The organism is Zobellia sp. 1_MG-2023 (genome assembly GCF_030549125.1).
Classification (GTDB): domain Bacteria; phylum Bacteroidota; class Bacteroidia; order Flavobacteriales; family Flavobacteriaceae; genus Zobellia; species Zobellia russellii.
The window spans coordinates 436,062-455,391 of record NZ_JAUOSY010000004.1 but is presented as its reverse complement, the minus strand read 5'-3'; the positions used below and the strand labels follow the sequence as shown (position 1 = coordinate 455,391).

The window sequence follows — 19,330 nt, the reverse complement described above, 5'->3', positions numbered from 1 at the left end:
ACCCCTATTATTAACCCATTCCTACCCCTACCAAAAACATTATCAACAGTAGTTTAGCCTTGGGAAACAGGCTTTCAGAAGCACTATAGAAAGTGCACCAAAGAAAACCGATAACAATAACAGATGAATATAAGAAACCACCTTTCTATCATTGTCATGATTGTTCTTTTGAATAGTTGTGCCACCAAAACCAACACGGCCACCAATGTTGATGCCTCAAACAGCAATATTATTAATGTTGATCAAGTCTTGGACAAGGCCGAAAAACAACTAGCCCTACAATCCACCATTGCAGAGAAAGAGAATAAAATACCTAGAACTGTAAACGAAGACGGAAAAATGCATTGGGCACATCAAAATTTTGATTGGACGGAAGGTTTTTTTCCCGGCAGTCAGTGGTTCCTTTATAAGGCAACCAATGACAATGTTTGGAAAGCAAGAGCTGAAAAGTCCCAAGCTTTGTTTGAAGAACACAAATACAAAACCACCAATCACGACTTGGGTTTTGTGTTTAACACCTCTTACGGTAATGGTTATGCACTAACGAATAACGAAGCCTTTAAAAACGTAATGATTGAAGCCGCCAAGTCGCTTTCTACCAGATTCAATCCTAATGTAGGCTGTATTAAGAGTTGGGATGTTGACTGCGGATGGCAGGCGGAAAGAGGTTGGAAATTCCCGGTAATCATTGATAACATGATGAACCTTGAACTTCTTTTTAAAGTTTCAGAATATACGGGAGACCACAAATACAAAGAGATTGCCATTACCCATGCCAACACTACTTTGGAAAATCATTTTAGGGCAGATAACAGTTCATACCATGTAATTGATTATGACCCAGAAACTGGGGCCGTACGTTCCAAGCATACCGCTCAAGGCGCCGCCCATGAAAGTGCTTGGGCCAGAGGACAAGCTTGGGGCCTTTATGGTTACACCCTTTGTTACCGCTACACGAAAGACCCGGCTTATTTAGATAAGGCCAAGAAAATAGCTCATTATATTATCAATCAAAAAAATCAGAAGAACGGTATTCCCTATTGGGATTATAATGCTGAAAATATTCCTAACGAGCCTTACGATGTGTCCGCAGCATGTGTCACTGCTTCGGCCTTACTGGAGTTGAACACCTATACCAACGATGCTTACAAAGCTGATGCAGAGCGCATTTTAACATCATTGGCAACCGATGAGTTTACCGCCAAATTAGGCACCAATAATAATTTTATTCTCAAACATAGCGTAGGTAGCATTCCGCACAACAATGAAATTGATGTACCGCTCAATTATGCCGATTACTATTACTTGGAAGCATTACTTAGATATAAAGAACAATATGAAGAATAGAGGCAGTTTCTCCATAGCCATGTTTCTCCTTTTTACCTGCACCCTGGCAACAAAATGTGTAGCTCAAGAAAGTAATGTGTGGGAAAATTATAAAAATGCTGTCCACAACAACACCGAACCTATACTGCCCAACTTTTCATATGCCGGCTACAGGTTTAGTGAAGCAGGGATTCCGGAAGCTGCCCATAAAGTTTTTAATGTTCAGGATTTTGGAGCACGTTCAAACGATGGCATATCCGATAAAAAAGCGATTATAAAAGCCATTGAAGCCGCTGAAACAAACGGTAGCGGAATTGTCTATTTTCCTGCTGGAAAGTACCTTATCAACACAAAGGACGATGACCTGAATACCATTAAAATAACATCGTCTAACATTGTTTTAAGAGGCCCGAAAAACCCCTCTGAAAAAGCGATTTTATTTTTTGAACGAGATATGCCCCCTACAGTACCTGAACACTTATGGACGTCTCCTTACGCCATTCAAACCAAGACTGCCAAGGAAAGTACGTTCATCACAGATATTACGGGTGCCGCCAGAAGAGAAACCCATACCATACAGGTTTCGGATGCTTCTAAAATTAAAAAAGGCGATTGGGTCATTGTTCAAGTAAAAGATAACGACCCAAAATTTGTAGAACAGGACATCTACCCCCTACCCTTAAACCCTAAATGGACCTCGATTATAGAAGACGGTGTACAAGTTAATGAAAGACACAAAGTAGCGTCCGTATCGGGGAACAAAATAACTTTTGTAGCCCCCATTCATTATAATATTTCTGAACAGCAGGATTGGAAACTATATACTTTCCCGCATTTATCAGAAGTAGGTTTTGAGAATTTGACCTTTGAAGGGAATTGGAAAAAAGATTTCGTACACCACCGCTCCGCACAGGATGACGGAGGATGGAGCATTTTAAACCTAACCGGATTAGCTGATTCTTGGGTCAAAAACTGCACATTCACCAATGTTAACAGAGCCATTTACTTTTCACATTGTGCGGCTACAACAGCTCTAAATCTTGTGATAGATGGAAAAATTGGACACAGTGCCGTCAGTGTAGGCGGAGGTTCTACGGGTGTACTTCTCGCCTATATTAATGACAAGGCCGGTATGCAACATGCATCTGGTGTGGGTGGCGGAAGCACTACCGGTACAGTGGTCTGGCGTTCAAAACATCCTGCCCACAGCAGTTTTGAATCGCATGCCTCACAGCCAAGGTCTACACTTATTGATAATATTGAAGGTGGATTTTTTAGCGGAAGGGCCGGTGGAGCGGTTAAAAACCTTCCCAACCATGGCAGGTATCTTGTTCTATGGAATTATAATGAAACTGATGAGGCCGAAACCAATTTTCCTTTCGTTGCCAAACATATGGAATATTGGCGGGTTGTACCCCCAATAGTTATTGGGTTTCATGGTGCTGGTACCACTTTTAAACCAGATGAAGTGCAATTGGTAGAAAGCTTAAACACTCCCGTTCAACCAGAATCATTATTTGAAGCTCAGTTAGAATTAAGATTGGGCAAATTACCCAAGTGGATACAAGACCTAAAAAACGGTCTACCCAAGGAATAAAGAATACCCTTCATGAAACAAATATTGCTATTAGCCCTTGTCTTATTGACATTAGGGTGTAAAGAAGAAAAAAAGCCCGAGGTTGTTTTAGCGGAAGCTAAAGCCCCAAATGTTCTAATTATTTATCCAGACCAACTAAGACGTTACAGCGCAGGGTTCTGGTCCAAAGAAAAATATAGAGCTCATGTCATAGGGAAGCCTGATCCCGTGGTTACTCCCCATATTGATAAATTGGCCGAAAACGGCGTGGTTTTTACGCAAGCGGTCAGCAACTTTCCGCTATGTAGCCCCGCACGAGGCATGATTTTATCAGGGAGGTATCCAGAACAAAACGGAATTTGGAACAACTGTAGAAAGGATCGCGACGAAAGTTTACGTGATGACATTGAAACAATAACCGACCTGTTCTATGACGCTGGTTATAATACTTCCTATTTCGGCAAATGTCATTGGCTGAAAAACGAACCCTTATTTGACGAAAAAGGGACATACGTAGGTTCTACCGAAGAACCTGGCGGAAACTACATCAATCGCTATGACACCTATGTTCCCCCAGGAAAATCCAGACATAGCATAGAGTATTTTTATCAATCCATAAGAGATACACACTATGACCCATTGGTCTATAGCAATGACCCAAACACCATTAATGGCAAAAAGGATGGTGAATTACACGAACCCAAAATCTTCACTCCAAAAAATGAAGCTGAAAAAATCAAAAACTATCTTTTGAACAAAGGCAATATACGTGATTCCAATAAACCCTTCTTTTTAATGTGGTCACTTAATCCGCCCCATAATCCTTGGAACGATGAAAATACGGATATGAAAACCCTTGCCAAGTACTACAATAAAGAAAAGTACCCAGAAGACAGCCAATTGGCCGTACGTGATAATGCCGATTTAAAAGTGGCCAACTACGTACGCCACTATTTTGCCAACCTCACCAGTGTAGACAACTATATTGGGCAGGTTTTAGAGACTTTAAAAGAAGTGGAAGAACTAGACAACACTATTATACTTTTTAGTTCTGATCATGGTGAAATGCTTGGCAGCCATGGCAAAGAAGGCAAAAATGTATTTGAAACCGAGTCATTGGCAGTTCCCTTTATCGTGCATTGGCCAAAGGGCTTACAAGGCGGCACAATAAACGATGCCCTCTTTGGCGGACCTGATGTATTACCAACCGTAATGGGCTTGGCAGGGTTGGATAAAAACATACCTGAAGCTATTGAAGGGATTGATTTTTCTCCTCTTTTAACCAATTCCAACAAAAAAACGGTTCAAAAACCTGAAGGAATCTTACTCATGCTCGCCAATTCACGAGGCATACTCACCAATAGATATACGCTTTGTGTGGACCAGAAAAAGCACGGAGACGATAACGCCAAAGGTTTACAGGAAGTTTATATGTACGACAATCAAGAAGACCCGTACCAACTAAAAAAACTTAGCATAGACGAACAACCCGAAGTGGCCGCAAACCTTTTAAGTATCCTAGGTAAAGAGCTTAAAAGAACCAATGACCCATGGTACCAACAAAAAAAGTTCAAAGATGTTATCCGGTACGAATAATACCGGGACATCTTTGAACCCTTGTTCACCTAACAATTAAGAAAGCGGATACTTGTCATTTAGACGGGAGCCGCTTTTCCACTAATGGTAAAACGACTACTTTGCTCTTCTAACCAAAATAGTCCAATCCTGTTGTTTTTTATCTGGCGATTTTCCTAAATCCACAACAGCACCACCAGACACTTTCTTGACCTTTGACTTTCTAAGGTCTCCCCCTTTTTTCGGATTGAACCATAATACTTCAAATTCACCGGAAGCATTGGACAAATCTAACTGGGCAGTTGGTTCTGAATTAAGATAAACCACATAGACTTCGTTTTCCTTTGCCAAACAGTAGACTGTATTTTCATTCTCCGTATTACCAACAAGGTCGTTTCTGTTTTCTGTTTCCCAAAACGGAACATTATTCTTTTTGAAGAAATCCATGGCGTGTACCGCTTGGTCCCAGAACAAGTCCCTAGAGCGGTAATCTTCACAAGTAAGGTCTGAATGTGGGTGTGCATATCCAAAATACCATTCATTACCCCATCCACCGGCCATGAACGTACCCCACAAGGCATTTCTACGGGCATTGTCATGATCAGGATTTTCAGCATCCGTAATTAACGAATGTTGTGCGTCACCGGGTTCATCAACCGCTACGGCCCATTGAAAACCGGCTTCCTTGGATGCATTTAACCAACGTAACACTTGCCCGTGCACACGGCTAAAATCTACTTTATTCGTTTGCACTGATGGTCCTGTAAGTCCGCTTTCAGGGCCTAATAAATCATCAAACTCAATTCCATTATGGATTACCAAATGATGGTGGTACGGGTCGTTCTTTTTAAAGTAAGCGGCCATAGCTAGACGTTGCTCTTCTTCTTGCGGAGGTGTTGTTGGGTTAGTTACCCACTCGCCATTCTCTTCACAAAGATTCCAGTTTAAAGCCAGATGATGTCCAAAACGGGCCATCAATTCTCGATAATACAATTTGGTGTTGGCTCCAACCCCACCATTATCCAAAAGTCCTTGGTTCTCTACTTCAAACATTTTAAAGTGAAGAAAAAGCCCCAACTTTTGGGCATGTTCAAAAATAATCTCCCATTGGTCCATTTTGGACACATCAATTCTATCATAGGTATCATAATCTATATAAGGGAATACATTCTGATCATCTCCGGCAATGTTGTTAGTCAAGAATGAGACCGAGTTCAACCCTTTTGAAGCCAAATAGTTTAAAGCGCCAATGATAGCTTTACCCTTTCCGTTTTTCCAAGTTGGGTCATTCTGCTTATAATCCTGTAAATGAGCTGACCAAGTTTTAACCATATTATCCTTATGGCCATCGTCCTTAAAGGTACCATCAAGGTCTACATAGGAAAGAAAATTTTCGGGCGCATCAGGACCTTGCTTTAGAAAATACTCACCTGTTTCAGCAAATTTTAAATAACGCTCCCCTACATATTGTAATCTTCCCTTAGCCCTAAAATCGTTTCCTTCTTTATCTGTTTTTTCAATAGTAAAGGCTCCACTGGCACCGTCCATATAGGAACCACTGAGTCCCGTAGTAGGTTTTGTACTCACCGCCGAATAGTTTCCTTTTCTAAAATCAACCTTGTACGTCCACTCACCTGTTTCGTCAGGAGCAAAATGAACACGCCACTTATTTCCTTCTTCCGAAGAAGATTGCCCCGCATAACCATCAGCAGCAAAATAACCAGGTATCACATAGGATTTACCACTTTTCGCGTGAGTAAAAGTTACATTAAAGCGATAGTTCATAAATGGGTTGTAATCTGCTTTTTCTGAGGTTTTTGGGCCATCAAAAGTCATGGTAACTTTATGCCATTTTTTAAGCTCACCCGAAATTTTCAAATTGGCCTCCTCAGCCATTTTTTGTTGCATTTCCTCTAGCAGTTTCTTACCGGTTCCCGCTTCAACAACCACCAATCCAATCCATCGTGCTCGACTAAATTCCTTACCGTCCCTACTCTTTGGAACTGCCTTTATCCCTATTTCATCTTTACCCTTTAGCTTAATATTATTGTAGACTTTAACATACTCCAAGCCTTCTTCAAACATATTACTGCTTAACGGAGTTCTGAAATCCTGAAAGCTTTCTTCATTTTTCCGTAAAGTGTACACAGACCGTCCATCATTTTCGCCTACCGTAAACAATACCACATCATATGTGCCGTCACCTCCATCAAAGGGAAGAAAAGCCTCCGCTTCCTCATATTTTTCCGGATTGATGGCCAACCATTTTCTATCGTTATAAAATGAATTTTTAGTGCTTTTAAACCCCTGTGCCGGATATATTCTGGCGCTTGGCCTTACTTCCTTTGCCATAGCTAATAAATCATCAGAAGCAACCTCGTTAGTTTTTTCAGGATGAAAGCTACTATCCTTGGACAATATAAATTGGTCCATTTCAAAACCATCTTCCCTCATACTAAACTGAATATCATGCTCACCGGCCTTCTCAATGTCCAAATATATCAACCCTGGCACACCGCAGTGCACTTCTAGGGTTCTTTGGCTACTGCCCCATGTCCAAGCATCTTTACCTTCGCACCATTGCATACGCTGGCCCGACTCTGGCCATGTGCCATTTACCCCCACATGAATCCCATTATCTTCAGAACCGGTGCTATAGGCCCTTGCCCATACATAATATCTGCCAGGCGTAGAAAAGTTGACTTTATAATGCAAAATGGCCATCTTACCGGGCTCGTTGGAGAAATTTTCTCCTACTATAAGCTTTTCATCATGATTGGTACGCGTATCTGGGAATATTTCTACATATCGCTCTCCACTCGCGTCTTTATAATGCAACTTGTCCTCAGTACTTTTTAATGTTGATTTAAAGTTGGAATCTATTACATACCACTTACGGATATCCGTATTTGTTTGTTTATAAAAATCCTCCGCTTCCACAACTGCTTTTCCGCCAGTCTCGTTAAACACCTTGTTTTCCTGTGACTTAGCTTGAAAAAATCCAAATGTGGTCAAGGATAGTGCGACTAAGAAGTGTTTCTTTAAACTAGACTTCCTTTCTTTTTGTTTCATTGATGTTCTGTTTTCTATTTGTTGGAATTACTACTAAAATGTCTTCAGCAAATTTTCGTTCTTTTTAAGTATTGCTATCTTAGCATTAACCTCATCAAAGATACAGGCGTAACAAGCTAACAATACATTACTAATGCGATAAACAATTTGCACAAATTTTGCGCAAAACTTATGTAATTTTGTTTTTACACTATCTAATTTGCTAAAACCATACAATTATACTGAATAATTAGATGATATTTCATTTTTAATATGTGCAAAATTGCGCAAAAAATTTTTATTCTTTAAATGAGTGTAACAGTTATCGTCATGCATTTTTCAAAAAAGATTCTTTTACGGACCACAACCAAGACCTAATAGATTCTATCTTATCTTTGCTATAGACGCAGTGTTTCGTTTCATATTTTAATTAAATTATAGGACTTGAGAAATTCCCTATTCGTACTATTCTTTTTGTTTTCACTTTCCATAATTGCACAGGGTACTTTTACCAGAACACTAAAGTTAATGGGGAGCAGGTTTGATATTACTGTAGTTGCCAAAGACTCAACCGAAGCAAATAAAAATATAGATTTGGCCGAGGCCGAAATTTCCAGAATTGAAGACTTGATATCTTCATGGAATCCCCATTCACAAACCTCTGAAATCAATAAAAATGCCGGAAAAAGTCCTGTAAAAGTTTCTACGGAACTCTACGACCTCATTGAACGGGCAATAGGCCTTTCCACACTTACCGATGGTGCTTTTGACATTAGTTATGCTTCTATGGATAAAATTTGGGTGTTTGACGGCAGCATGACCCAAATACCAGACACCACAGCCATTCAATCATCAGTAGCAAAAGTAGGCTTCCATAATATAGTTTTAAACCCTGAAAATAGTACCATTTTCCTAAAAGAAGAAGGTATGAAAATAGGTTTTGGAGCAATTGGCAAAGGCTATGCCGCAGACAAAGCAAAGGCTCTATTGATTGAAACCGGGGTTGCTGCCGGAATAATCAATGCTTCGGGAGACATGAATACATGGGGGAAACAACCCAATGGCGAACCTTGGAAAGTTGCCATCACCAACCCAATGGACAAAAATAAGGTGTTTGCTTTACTACCCATTACACAAGGAGCGGTGGTTACTTCTGGTGATTATGAAAAATTCGTAAACTTAAACAGCAAGCGATACTCCCATATCATTGACCCAAGAACAGGATTTCCGTCAACAGGAATTATTAGCGTTACCGTTTTTGCGCCAAAAGCGGAATTGGCTGATGCTTTGGCCACTTCGGTTTTTGTAATGGGCAAAGAAGTAGGTTTGAACAGAATCAATCAAATGCCCCAAATAGAATGTATTATAATTGACGATCAAGGAAATATATCTACATCCGAGCATATTGAAATAGAGAAATTATGATGAAACGATTTTTAATAGGAATAGGGGTTGCCGCCACAATGCACAGCTGCATTGTAGTGAAAGAATACGAAAAAGTAAATCTCAGCGACCCGGATATGACCCTAAGCGACAAAAAATGTGACCGAAACGTTACCATAGCCCACTCCTATAGAGAAGCTGCTGTAGGAGCTAACGGAGGTAAAACAGGAGGTGGCTGCGGCTGCAATTAAGTTACAAGGTGATGCACAAACGAATTATGACTTCAATAAAAAACATAGCTTTTATCTTCTTGACAGTAGGACTTCAGTTTGCTTGGTCACAGGAGAAAAACCAAGAATATAAAAAACGGGTTCTTGAAACCACCGAAGTAGATTTTTTGACCAGCTATTATTCCCAAGATGGTGATAATGCAGCCGTAACCGGTGGAAAAGGCACAGAAGAACTAACGGATGCAACCGGAACAATTATTGTTTCCATTCCGTTAAACGACGATGAGGTACTCACCATAGATGCTGGGGTTTCAGCCTATACCTCTGCCTCATCCAGTAATGTTGACCCGTTTGACAAAAGAAGCGATGCCGACCCATTTGTTGCCAGTTCAGGAGCTTCGCAATCCGATACTTGGGTAAATCTAACAGGTAGCTACAGCCACAGTTCTGACGACAGAAACGATGTTTGGTCCGCGAAATTTTCCGTTTCATCAGAGTATGACTACTTTTCTTTCGGTTTTGGCGGGAGCTACGCCAAACTCTTCAATGAAAAAAACACGGAAGCCAGTATAAACGCCAATGTGTATTTGGATAAATGGACCACCATATATCCTTTTGAACTTAGACCTTTTGGCAATGATGGTGTTGGGTTTTTTAGACCCGATGAAATTACCGGAAACAGTAATTACACACCCAATTTTACCGAACTTGATAAAACCAACCGCAACTCCTATTCGTTAGGGCTTGGCCTTTCCCAAATACTACACAAAAATGTACAGGGGTTGATTTCATTTGATATTATCAACCAACAGGGGCTTCTTTCAACTCCTTTCCAACGCGTGTACTTTTCGGATGTACCGGACTCATTTATAGAAAATTTTCAATTGGCGGATGATATTGAACGTTTACCCGATGGCAGGCTAAAACTGGCTCTAGGCGGACGTTTAAACTGGTACCTCAACGAAATTCTAACACTTAGAACGTATTATCGCTATTATTTTGATGATTGGGGTGTCCACTCACATACGGCAAGTATAGAAGCCGCTGTTAAATTGAACGATAAGTTTACACTTTACCCTTCTTACCGATTTTACAATCAATCTGCCGCGGATTATTTTGCACCTTACGAAGGACACCTTTCCAATGAAGAGTTCTACACCTCAGACTATGACCTATCCGAATACACCGCCAACCAATACGGTCTGGGAGTTTCCTATACCGATATTTTTACCAAAATGCATATCTCAAAATTTGGACTTAAGAGTATTGACCTGAAGTTTTATCAGTACGACAGAGACACCACATTTAGCTCTTCCATCATTACCGCAGGAGTAAAATTCGTTAGGGATTAAATTGAACCCACCACTTATTTTCAACTAGTTTGCTATAAGCATTTTATGGATTGTTGACTTTCCATCAACATTTAAAACCTGAATAATGTACACCTCAGGTTTTAAAACACTTACGTCCATTTTATAAAGTTTAGGTTCAACCTGTATTGCATTAGCCTTTTCCATCTTAACTAATGTTCCATCCATGGTATAAATAGCAATATATTCCGCTTCTTTTTGCTCTTTTTGAAGCGAAATATGAACTTCCGTATGTGCCGGATTGGGATATAAACTTGCTGCACTTTCACCCTGCTCTATCAACAAATCCGAACCAATTCCCGAATCCGTAATATTCCTAGACAACACATCAGCTTCTTTTTGTACGGTCGAATTTTTACTGCTCAGCGAACATGTAAAATCACTCTCCCCAAAACCGGTTGGGAGTTGCCCATTTTTAGTAACATATATTTTATCAAGCTTAGCACCTTGTTCCCTATGGGCAAAATCTATGGTGTTATTTCCCTCGTTCAAATTAAAAGTAACAAACACTGTCCTACGCTCCTTATCGTGCAATTGCCTCCAATTAAAACCATTGCCCCCTAAAATATAATTCCACTTTAACCAAGGCCCGTTATTTGCCCGTACCCAAAAACTATCCGTATCACCTGTTGGAGTATCTACTAGAGCATACAGGCGATACGTTCCTTCTTCAACAGAAAAGTCAAAACGTATCCTTGAACCGCCACCGGAAGGCGCACTATTAAAGTAATTGCCAGACGGCGCTTCTAAATACGTACCACCTGAAACAGAACTATCTGTTCTAAACAACCAATCAGCACCAACATCTGCACACTCCGCCTCTAGCCAAATATGGTCATCCAGACCAACCGCTTCCGGACTAACGACCACTGTCACCTCATCCGAATCTACTTGACTTTCATCGTCGGTTACCGTTAACCGAAAAACATAAGAACCTTCAATAAGATTACTCGCATTAAGTTCCGAAGTCGCAGCTGAAGACAAGGTAGCTGTACTTGGACCAGTAACCTGCACCCATTGAAATGAAACCGCACCACCATCAGGATCGCTACCAGAACCATCTAAAACCACTTCATCTACAGGCAAAACTATATTTTGGTCTTGGCCTGCATTCGCAATAGGTTCTAGTGAAGGTTGCCCGCTTTCCCCGACAATCTCTATGGCATTTATAATCGGATGCCTAGAGCCTCCATCAGAAACCAAGGCTGAAAAATCAATATTAAGCACACCATCCGTAACGGAAACCGAGTGCGTTCTTACCAATAACGCATCTGCTCCAGCCAATGCAAAAAAATCTAAATTATCCTCTACCAATTCATTCTCCAACTGTACATCAAAAACGCGACTGCCTATTCCTCCGGAACCTCCTCCCGTTGCACCAAACCATAGTTCGGCAAAATATAATCTTACCGAATACGCCCCGTTGAGCAACGGAATATCATAACCCATAACCTGAGATCGGCTAAACCTAAAACTCCGGTACGGCTCAGGCAAACCTGTTTGTGGCCTGTTAAGAGTTGAGCCAGTGTCAAAATGCTGGTCGGCAGCAAAGTCGATTCCGTTATAAACTGTAGACGAACCGCCTGCATTAATAAATAATGAAAAAGCCCCAGTAGTAGGTTCTGGCAGCACTTTCAGTTTAACCTCATCAAAATCCGATTCGCCCTCATCATCCGTAACTTGCAATCTAAAGACATAATCACCCTCAACCAGGTTACTAACCGTTAGGTTTTTAGTATTTGCTCCAGACAACTGTACCCCACCAGGACCACTTTGTTTATGCCATTGAAAGGACACCGTTCCCCCGTCCGGGTCATTTCCCGAACCGTTAAAAGTATAGGTTGATGTATCTTCCAAACTCACCGTTTTATCGTTACCCGCATTTACTTCTGGCGGAAAAGAAGGTTGCTCTCCATCGCCTACAATTTCAATAGCATTAATTATAGGATGCCTAGACCCTCCATCGGAAGCCAAAGCGGAAAAATCAATGTTAAGAAGACCATCTTGTACTGTTACGTTAAAACTCTTTGTTAACAGGGTCTCCGCACCTACTTCGGCAAAAACATCAAGGTTATCAAGAACTCTACTATTCTCAATAGCCACATCAAAAACCCTACTACCAATACCACCTGACCCGCCTCCGGTGGCACCGAACCAGACTTCGGCAAAATGTAGTTTTACCGTATAATCCCCATTTGCCAATGGAATATTGTAACTCATTTGCTGCGTACGGCTAAAACGTATGCTACTATAGGGTTGAGACAACCCTGTTTGATGCCTGTTCAAAGTACTTCCGGTATCAAAATACTGATCTGCAACAAACTCTTCCCCATTCTGCACAACTCTTGGCCCACCGGCATTTATAAGCAATTTAGAACTGCCAGCAATGGGTTCTGGAAGGACTTTTACCAAGACTTCGTCCGTATCACTCTCATTTTCATTATCCGTAACCGTAAACTGAAAAATATAATCCCCTTCAATTAGACCGGAAACCGTTAGATTCTTAGATGTATTGTTAGCCAGAGTCGCCGTGTTAGGTCCGCTTTTCTGCGCCCATTTATACGCTAGCGTTCCCCCATCCGGGTCACTGCCACTACCGTTTAACGTTATAGTAGCTGTAGGCAAAACAAGGGTTTGGTCTTCTTCTGCATCCGAAATCGGACTACTATTTGTTATAGTGGACTTGTTTTCGAAAATTCGGGGAACAATATGGTCCCAACCAATGGAAACCACATCTAAATCGCCATCATTATCAATATCTACCACCTGAGCTCCATCATGGTGGTCAAAACCTGTTCCGCCAGCATCTATGGTATGCCTTATCCAATCACCGGAATCACATAAATCATTCTCAAAAACAAGCAATCTATTATCTCCTTTCCATTCGCCCACCACAATATCCGGGTCGCCATCGGAATCAATATCCGTGGCATAAAGGCTAAGGCTAGAACTAATATCTGTGGCCAACACATGTTTTATCCATGTGGAACTTGGGTTGGAAGGCGCTTCAAACCACGCAAATTCTTTGCGATCCGAGGCACTAGTACCAATTCCTAATTGCCCAACCACAGCGTCCAAATCACCATCCCCATCAAAATCGGCCAATTGTGACCTATCTGAAGTGGTACGATAACCAATACCAGTAGATATGGTAGTCCAATTGCCATTACCGTCGTTTCTCAGCCAATTATCGGATTGAAATAAATCCAAATCCCCATCACCATCCAAATCGGCACTTTGCAAATCCTCCCCTAAGGAATCATCGCTTATATCCGTCAAGCTCCATGTACCGTTTTTGGGATCGGCCGGCACCGTTAACATTTGAACCGTAGACCCAGAAGATTCAGCACCGTTCCAATTAATCGCAATCTGAAAAGGCCCGCCAGGCTCGAATACACCTGATGTAATACCTTGTATTTTTTTCTCCCAATACGTTGTTCTACCCGAAGGAATATTGGTGTGGATCGTAAAGTTTCCAGCGCCATCATTCTCCGCCCAAGCCATATCCGCACCTCTGTACCCACCTTGAGTACCCAATAAATCCTGATCTCCATCACCATCAAAATCATGAACAAAAGCAACATTCTTAAACGGATTCCCTATAGTTTTTTGCTCCCAATTTCCAGAAGCACTCCCAGGGTTTTTATACCACCAACCTCCAGCAACAATATCTTTTAGCCCATCTCCATCCAAATCTTCTTTGGGTAGAATATAAACGGCACGGTAGGGCAATTCTGAGCTTTGTAGTTCATGTGTTTGCCAGTCATTGGGGAAAGGGGTGGAGCTGCACGGATTTAAGGACTGGCCGTAGGCCATTCCCGTAATCAACATATTCAAAGAAAGCACCCAAAAATAAACCGATAGAAATGTATTTTCTATTTTCATAATCTCTAGTTCTAGAAAAAAGGTTGGTTAAACGTTTCCGTTAAATTATGGCATTACAGCGACCCGTAATTCCGTAATCCTCAATAAAAATAGGTTTAAAAAATAGACAAGCAATAGATGCAACCACTTAATCGACTAGTTGCTATATTAAAAGACAAACAACTACAGGACAATTACTTAAAAATTAATCCTAAAAAGAATCATTAAAATCCTTCAGACCAAAACAAGAAACTTTCTGTACCGATACCGGTACACATAAGGCCACACAATACCCTATTAAATTATTGAACGAAAACAGCTTCCAAGTATTCTTTTCTTTAGAATCCCATTGAGTTCTTAAAAGTTCCGGGGCCTTATCAGCGATAGAAACCGAAAAGGAGGTTAAATCAAAAGAGAGTCCAACTGCCTTAGCCTTAATAAAGGCTTCTTTTCGCGTCCAACAATTAAAGAAAACCTGAGCTCTTTTCTCTTCGGGAAATGCCAACAAAGACGAAATTTCATCCGAAGAAAAGAAACCTTCCGCTATTTTAGCTACCTCAAAATCATTTTTTATTCGCTCCACATCTACCCCTACTTCTCCTGTATTTGTAAAAGCTATTACAATACTATCCCCTGAATGGGAAATGTTAAAGCGCAAGGGTGTGGAATGGGTATAATATGGCTTTCCAAATTCGTTATAACTAAAATTTATTTGAGCCGAATTAATTTGTAAATATCCTCCGGACAAGACACGAAGGAGGCCTCTGGCCAGGACATATACTTTTCTATCCTTTTCAAACTTAAACCTATTTCTTCGCTCCAATTCATCCTGAGAGAGCAACTCTAAATAGTCAAGCTCTTGAAAATCACTTGTCTTAAAAGACCATACGTGTGCTTCGTTTTCAGATAACTCCATAGGGTTCCATTCAGCCTGTTTTTCTGCTAGTCTCAAAATTTTTCATACACGCATCTATACTGGCCGCCGTTTTCTCGGCAGTTAAAGCATCTTCAAAGAGTTTGTCATGATGACCTTCCACGGAAACAACAATGACTTGTTTATTCGTCATCTTTTCCCATGAAGCCACTACTTTTTCATTGAAATTCACCTCTTTTTTATCAGTTAGTAATACGTGTATATTATTATCTACGGGCTTCCAGTTGTACTGTCTATATAATTTAATATGATTATCATGTAACGTACGGACAAGCCTTTGACTACCACTGCTCATGAAAGACTTGTACTTTTCCTTGAGCGGCAGCATCAACTTTGACCTAACAAAACTACGAACTGCTTTTACCGGGTCCGACTTTAGCCTTTTTAAAAATGCCGTTGCCCTAACATTGGTCTGCGACGGAGCAAACAGACTAAGGTAGTCCGCCATAGTATCTGCTATGATAAGATTGACCGAATCATTCATTTCATTCAACAATCTTGTAACCTCCATACCAATGGCCGTATTGAAACAATACGCTATAAAGTGATATGGCCCTTGGGGCTGTACTTTTTTAATTTCCTTTATGAAGTCCATCGCCATCTGATGGACGCTTCTATGCAGTACAAGTTTATCTTCATGACCCGATGCCTGCAGTGCATAAACCGGACGGTCTTGATGTAAATGGTTTGCAAACTGATTGTAATAAAAGAAATGGGTGCCACCGGAGTGCAAGCAAAATAAGCCAGGTTTTGTTCCTCCGGAACGAATGGCCACTAAATGCTTAAATTCTGAGGTATCAAAAGCTTCTGCCCGCTTTTGTTTTTCAGTTTCTATATGTCTAGTAAGCTCTGCAATAGTCTGATACTGGAACAATTGATTGGGAGACACCTCTATTTTTTCCGCTTTCGCTTTTGAAATAACCTGTATGCTCAATATAGAATCTCCCCCTATATCAAAAAAGTTCTCATGTAAACCAATTGAAGGGAGATGCAAGACTTCTTTCCAAATAGCGGCCATTTTTGTTTCAAGCTCCGTTGACGGAAGTTCCATTTCTACAACAGCACCGCGCACTACGGAAGGTTTCATACGAGACAGACTTACCTTATCCACCTTGCCATTAGGCAAAAGTGGAAACTCCCCCACTTCTATTATCCTAGATGGTACCATATATTCGGGCAACTTCTCTTTTAAAAACAGTTTAAGTGCCCTTTCCTCAACTGTACTGCTAACCGTAATATAGGCTACCAAACGTTTGTTGTCCTCTACCATGGCCACTGTAGCAGTCACCTTATCGTATTCGGATATGGTTTTCTCCACCTCATCCAGCTCAATTCTAAAACCACGTACTTTAACTTGATGGTCTGCCCTTCCTAAAAATTCAATAGTTCCGTTATTTCGGTACCTGCCTAAATCACCCGTTCTGTAAATTGTAGCAGAGCCTACTCCCAACGGATTCTTTACAAACACCTTTTCAGTAAGGTCTACTCTATTAAGATACCCATTAGACACTCCTGGGCCTCCTATATAGATTTCCCCAACTGCACCGTAAGGAACCATACGCTTAGCTTCGTTTAGAAGATACACCTCTGCATTAGCAACCGGCCTACCAATGGGCACATCGTCTAAGCTATTACTCTTTTCTACCTTGTGCGCAAGACACCAAACTGTAGCTTCCGTAGGCCCATATTCATTGTACAAATGTACCGAGGGCAGGTTTATATAATGGATTTCACACAAAGAACGCGTGCAGGCCTCACCCGCGACAATAACGGTATCCAGACTTTTTAGTTTTGTAGTACTTACATGCTCCAATAAAACTTTATACAAAGAAGGAAGCATAAGGGTATGGCTAACCTTGTGTTTCTCTATCAACCCCACTATTTTAGTAAGGTCTTGTTCTATTCTATTTTCTGTTAGGATAAGATTGCCTCCTGTGCATAGTGTCCAAAAAATTCCAGCTTTGGAACTATCAAACGAAATGGAGGACATTAACAAAAAAGCACTCGGATTTTTAGGGTAAAAATCCAATCTCCCTGCTGTTGAATTGATAATGTTCTTATGGGTTATGGGTACACCTTTAGGTTTTCCTGTACTTCCTGAAGTATAAATAACATAGGCTAAATCGTCTTCTTTTACCTCGGGCAGAACAATATCTTTCTCCACATCAAAATCAACAGTATCAACTAAAATAGTATTCTTATTAGTGCCATCAAAAACTTTGGTGAGACTACTATGTGTCACAACAATATTGCAATTGGCATCTTCCAAAATAAAGCTTAACCTTTCCATGGGATAATTGGGGTCCATAGGCAGATAGGCACACCCAGCTTTAAGAATAGCCAATAAAGAAACTATCATTTCAACTGACCTATCCATACAAAGCATTACTATCTCGTTTCGCTTCTTTGTTTTTTGGAGTATGGCTTCAGCAATTATTCCTGACCGCCTATCCAATTCTCCATAAGACAAGAACACATTGTTAAATGTCAACGCATTACGATTCGGAATCTGATGTGATACATCAGATATAATATTGTGAATTCCAGGATAAGTTTTGAAATGATTTCTGCCTTCTACAACTTGGGGGAACAATACTTTTTTCTCCTCTATGGTCATCATTGGAAGTTGACCAATAGATTCATTAGGGTTTGTAATTACCCCATTCAATAACATTTTATAATGCGATAAAAAACGAGAAATAGTAGTAGATTCAAATAAGTCCGTATCATATTCAAAAGCCAAAGAAAGAGTTCCTTTTGACTCAGAGATAGACAGCGTTAAATCAAATTTAGAAACCTCGGTATCAAATTCAGTTTCATCTACTAAATGTAAATCAGTCCCAAAAGAAGGTGTGGCCGTAGCTGAATGGTATAAGAACATTACTTGAAAAAAGGGACTTACCGCTAAAGACCGTTCAACCTTCAATTCTTTTACCAATACATCAAAGGGTATCTCTTTGTTGGAAAAAGCTGAGAGCGTATTGGATTTTACAATTTCCATTAGGTTTAAAAAGCTACTGGAATCCTCTACCCTACTTCTCAAAACCACTGTATTGATAAAAAACCCAAGTACTTTCTCCAAAGACTTGGAACTCCTATTAGCAATGGGGGTTCCTACTAAAATATCCGACTGTCCTGAGTACTTATACAAAAGAATGTAATACACGGTAAGCAGGAAAACAAAGGGTGTTGTGCCAAGTTGTTTTGATGTATTCAATATGTCCGAAGACAACTCTTTGTCTAGTGACAAGGCTTGTTGCTTCCCCTTAAAAGATGGTCTCGCCGGTCTCGTACGGTCTGTTTGCAGATTTAAAATAGGTAAATCTCCCGATAATGATTTTCTCCAATACTCCAATTGTTTTTCATCAATTGGTGTGTTTCGTTCCCAATATGCATAATCACAATATTGAAGAGTTTCATGTGGAATATCCAACGATTGTCCGGATAATAGTTTCAGGTACGTGTCTGCTAATTGTTGTTTTAAAACATCTATAGACCATTCATCTATTACAATGTGATGCATGGTAAAAAACAGAAGCGTTTTATTTACAGAAAGCTTAATTAAGGATACCCTTACCAGACTTGGAACGGACAAATCAAACACCTGTGATGACTGTTGCCGCATGACCGCCTCAGTTTCTTTTCCTGCTTCATGTTTCGTTAAATGACTAAAATCATATTCCTTAATTTCAGGAACATTATTATGTGTTTTAACTATAGGACTACCGCTAACAGTTGGATAATATGACCTTAAAACCTCATTAGCTAAAAATATATGCTCAAGGCTATCTTTTAAACATTCAACTTTTAAATCTCCTTGAAAAGTAAGTGCCTCTGAATAATTATAAAAAGGGTTGTCCTTATACAACTCTTGAAGAAACCATATACGTTGTTGCCCTGAAGACAATGGTGCCGAGCTTGTATCGGGAGCCTTTGGAATGGTTGTTAAAGCAACCTCCTTCTCTTCACGATTTTTCCATCGGCTTAATAACGAATTATTTTTATCACTTTTTTCCAAATG

10 protein-coding genes are annotated in these 19,330 nt (G+C 40.4%); 6 read left to right on the top strand and 4 right to left on the bottom strand.

Translation table 11 applies throughout. The features are described 5' to 3' along the window. Positions 1 to 123: 123 nt before the first annotated feature. Genes Q4597_RS11350 through Q4597_RS11340 form a run of 3 tightly spaced genes read left to right on the top strand, consistent with a single transcriptional unit; the run spans position 124 to position 4,498 of the window. Positions 124 to 1,347, top strand: a complete 1,224-nt coding sequence (locus Q4597_RS11350; RefSeq protein WP_303406305.1) for a glycoside hydrolase family 88 protein — start codon at positions 124 to 126, stop codon at positions 1,345 to 1,347. Then, on the top strand, positions 1,337 to 2,923 hold the full coding sequence (locus Q4597_RS11345; protein ID WP_303406304.1) for a DUF4955 domain-containing protein: 1,587 nt from the start codon (positions 1,337 to 1,339) through the stop codon (positions 2,921 to 2,923). The genes Q4597_RS11350 and Q4597_RS11345 overlap by 11 nt, the downstream gene beginning before the upstream one ends. 12 nt (positions 2,924 to 2,935) lie before the next feature. Then, complete coding sequence (locus tag Q4597_RS11340; RefSeq protein WP_303406303.1) at positions 2,936 to 4,498, top strand: sulfatase; 1,563 nt, start codon at positions 2,936 to 2,938, stop codon at positions 4,496 to 4,498. A gap of 96 nt (positions 4,499 to 4,594) precedes the next feature. On the opposite strand, the gene Q4597_RS11335 is transcribed toward Q4597_RS11340, so the two are convergent. Next, a complete protein-coding gene (locus tag Q4597_RS11335; protein WP_303406302.1) occupies positions 4,595 to 7,549 on the bottom strand; it encodes a DUF5060 domain-containing protein in 2,955 nt (984 codons plus the stop codon). A gap of 423 nt (positions 7,550 to 7,972) precedes the next feature. Here Q4597_RS11335 and Q4597_RS11330 point away from each other — a divergent pair, with 423 nt between their 5' ends. Genes Q4597_RS11330 through Q4597_RS11320 form a run of 3 tightly spaced genes read left to right on the top strand, consistent with a single transcriptional unit; the run spans position 7,973 to position 10,493 of the window. After that, entirely contained in the window at positions 7,973 to 8,953 is a 981-nt protein-coding gene (locus Q4597_RS11330) for an FAD:protein FMN transferase (protein ID WP_303406301.1), read from the top strand. Then, positions 8,950 to 9,162: a DUF4266 domain-containing protein gene (locus Q4597_RS11325; protein ID WP_303406300.1), complete on the top strand. Its 213-nt coding sequence runs from the start codon at positions 8,950 to 8,952 to the stop codon at positions 9,160 to 9,162. The genes Q4597_RS11330 and Q4597_RS11325 overlap by 4 nt, the downstream gene beginning before the upstream one ends. A gap of 26 nt (positions 9,163 to 9,188) precedes the next feature. Next, on the top strand, positions 9,189 to 10,493 hold the full coding sequence (locus Q4597_RS11320; protein ID WP_303406299.1) for a DUF3570 domain-containing protein: 1,305 nt from the start codon (positions 9,189 to 9,191) through the stop codon (positions 10,491 to 10,493). 24 nt (positions 10,494 to 10,517) lie between these two features. Here Q4597_RS11320 and Q4597_RS11315 read toward each other — a convergent pair whose 3' ends face one another. From Q4597_RS11315 to Q4597_RS11305, 3 genes are all read right to left on the bottom strand, one after another. Next, positions 10,518 to 14,396, bottom strand: coding sequence for a PKD domain-containing protein (locus tag Q4597_RS11315; RefSeq protein ID WP_303406298.1), 3,879 nt, complete (start codon positions 14,394 to 14,396; stop codon positions 10,518 to 10,520). Positions 14,397 to 14,586: 190 nt separating this feature from the next. After that, positions 14,587 to 15,327 carry a 4'-phosphopantetheinyl transferase superfamily protein gene (locus Q4597_RS11310; protein ID WP_303406297.1) on the bottom strand — a complete coding sequence of 247 codons (741 nt, stop codon included), beginning with the start codon at positions 15,325 to 15,327 and terminating at the stop codon, positions 14,587 to 14,589. Further along, complete coding sequence (locus Q4597_RS11305; RefSeq protein WP_303406296.1) at positions 15,302 to 19,327, bottom strand: amino acid adenylation domain-containing protein; 4,026 nt, start codon at positions 19,325 to 19,327, stop codon at positions 15,302 to 15,304. Before Q4597_RS11305 ends, Q4597_RS11310 begins: the two co-directional genes overlap by 26 nt. Between the last annotated feature and the right edge of the window lie 3 nt (positions 19,328 to 19,330).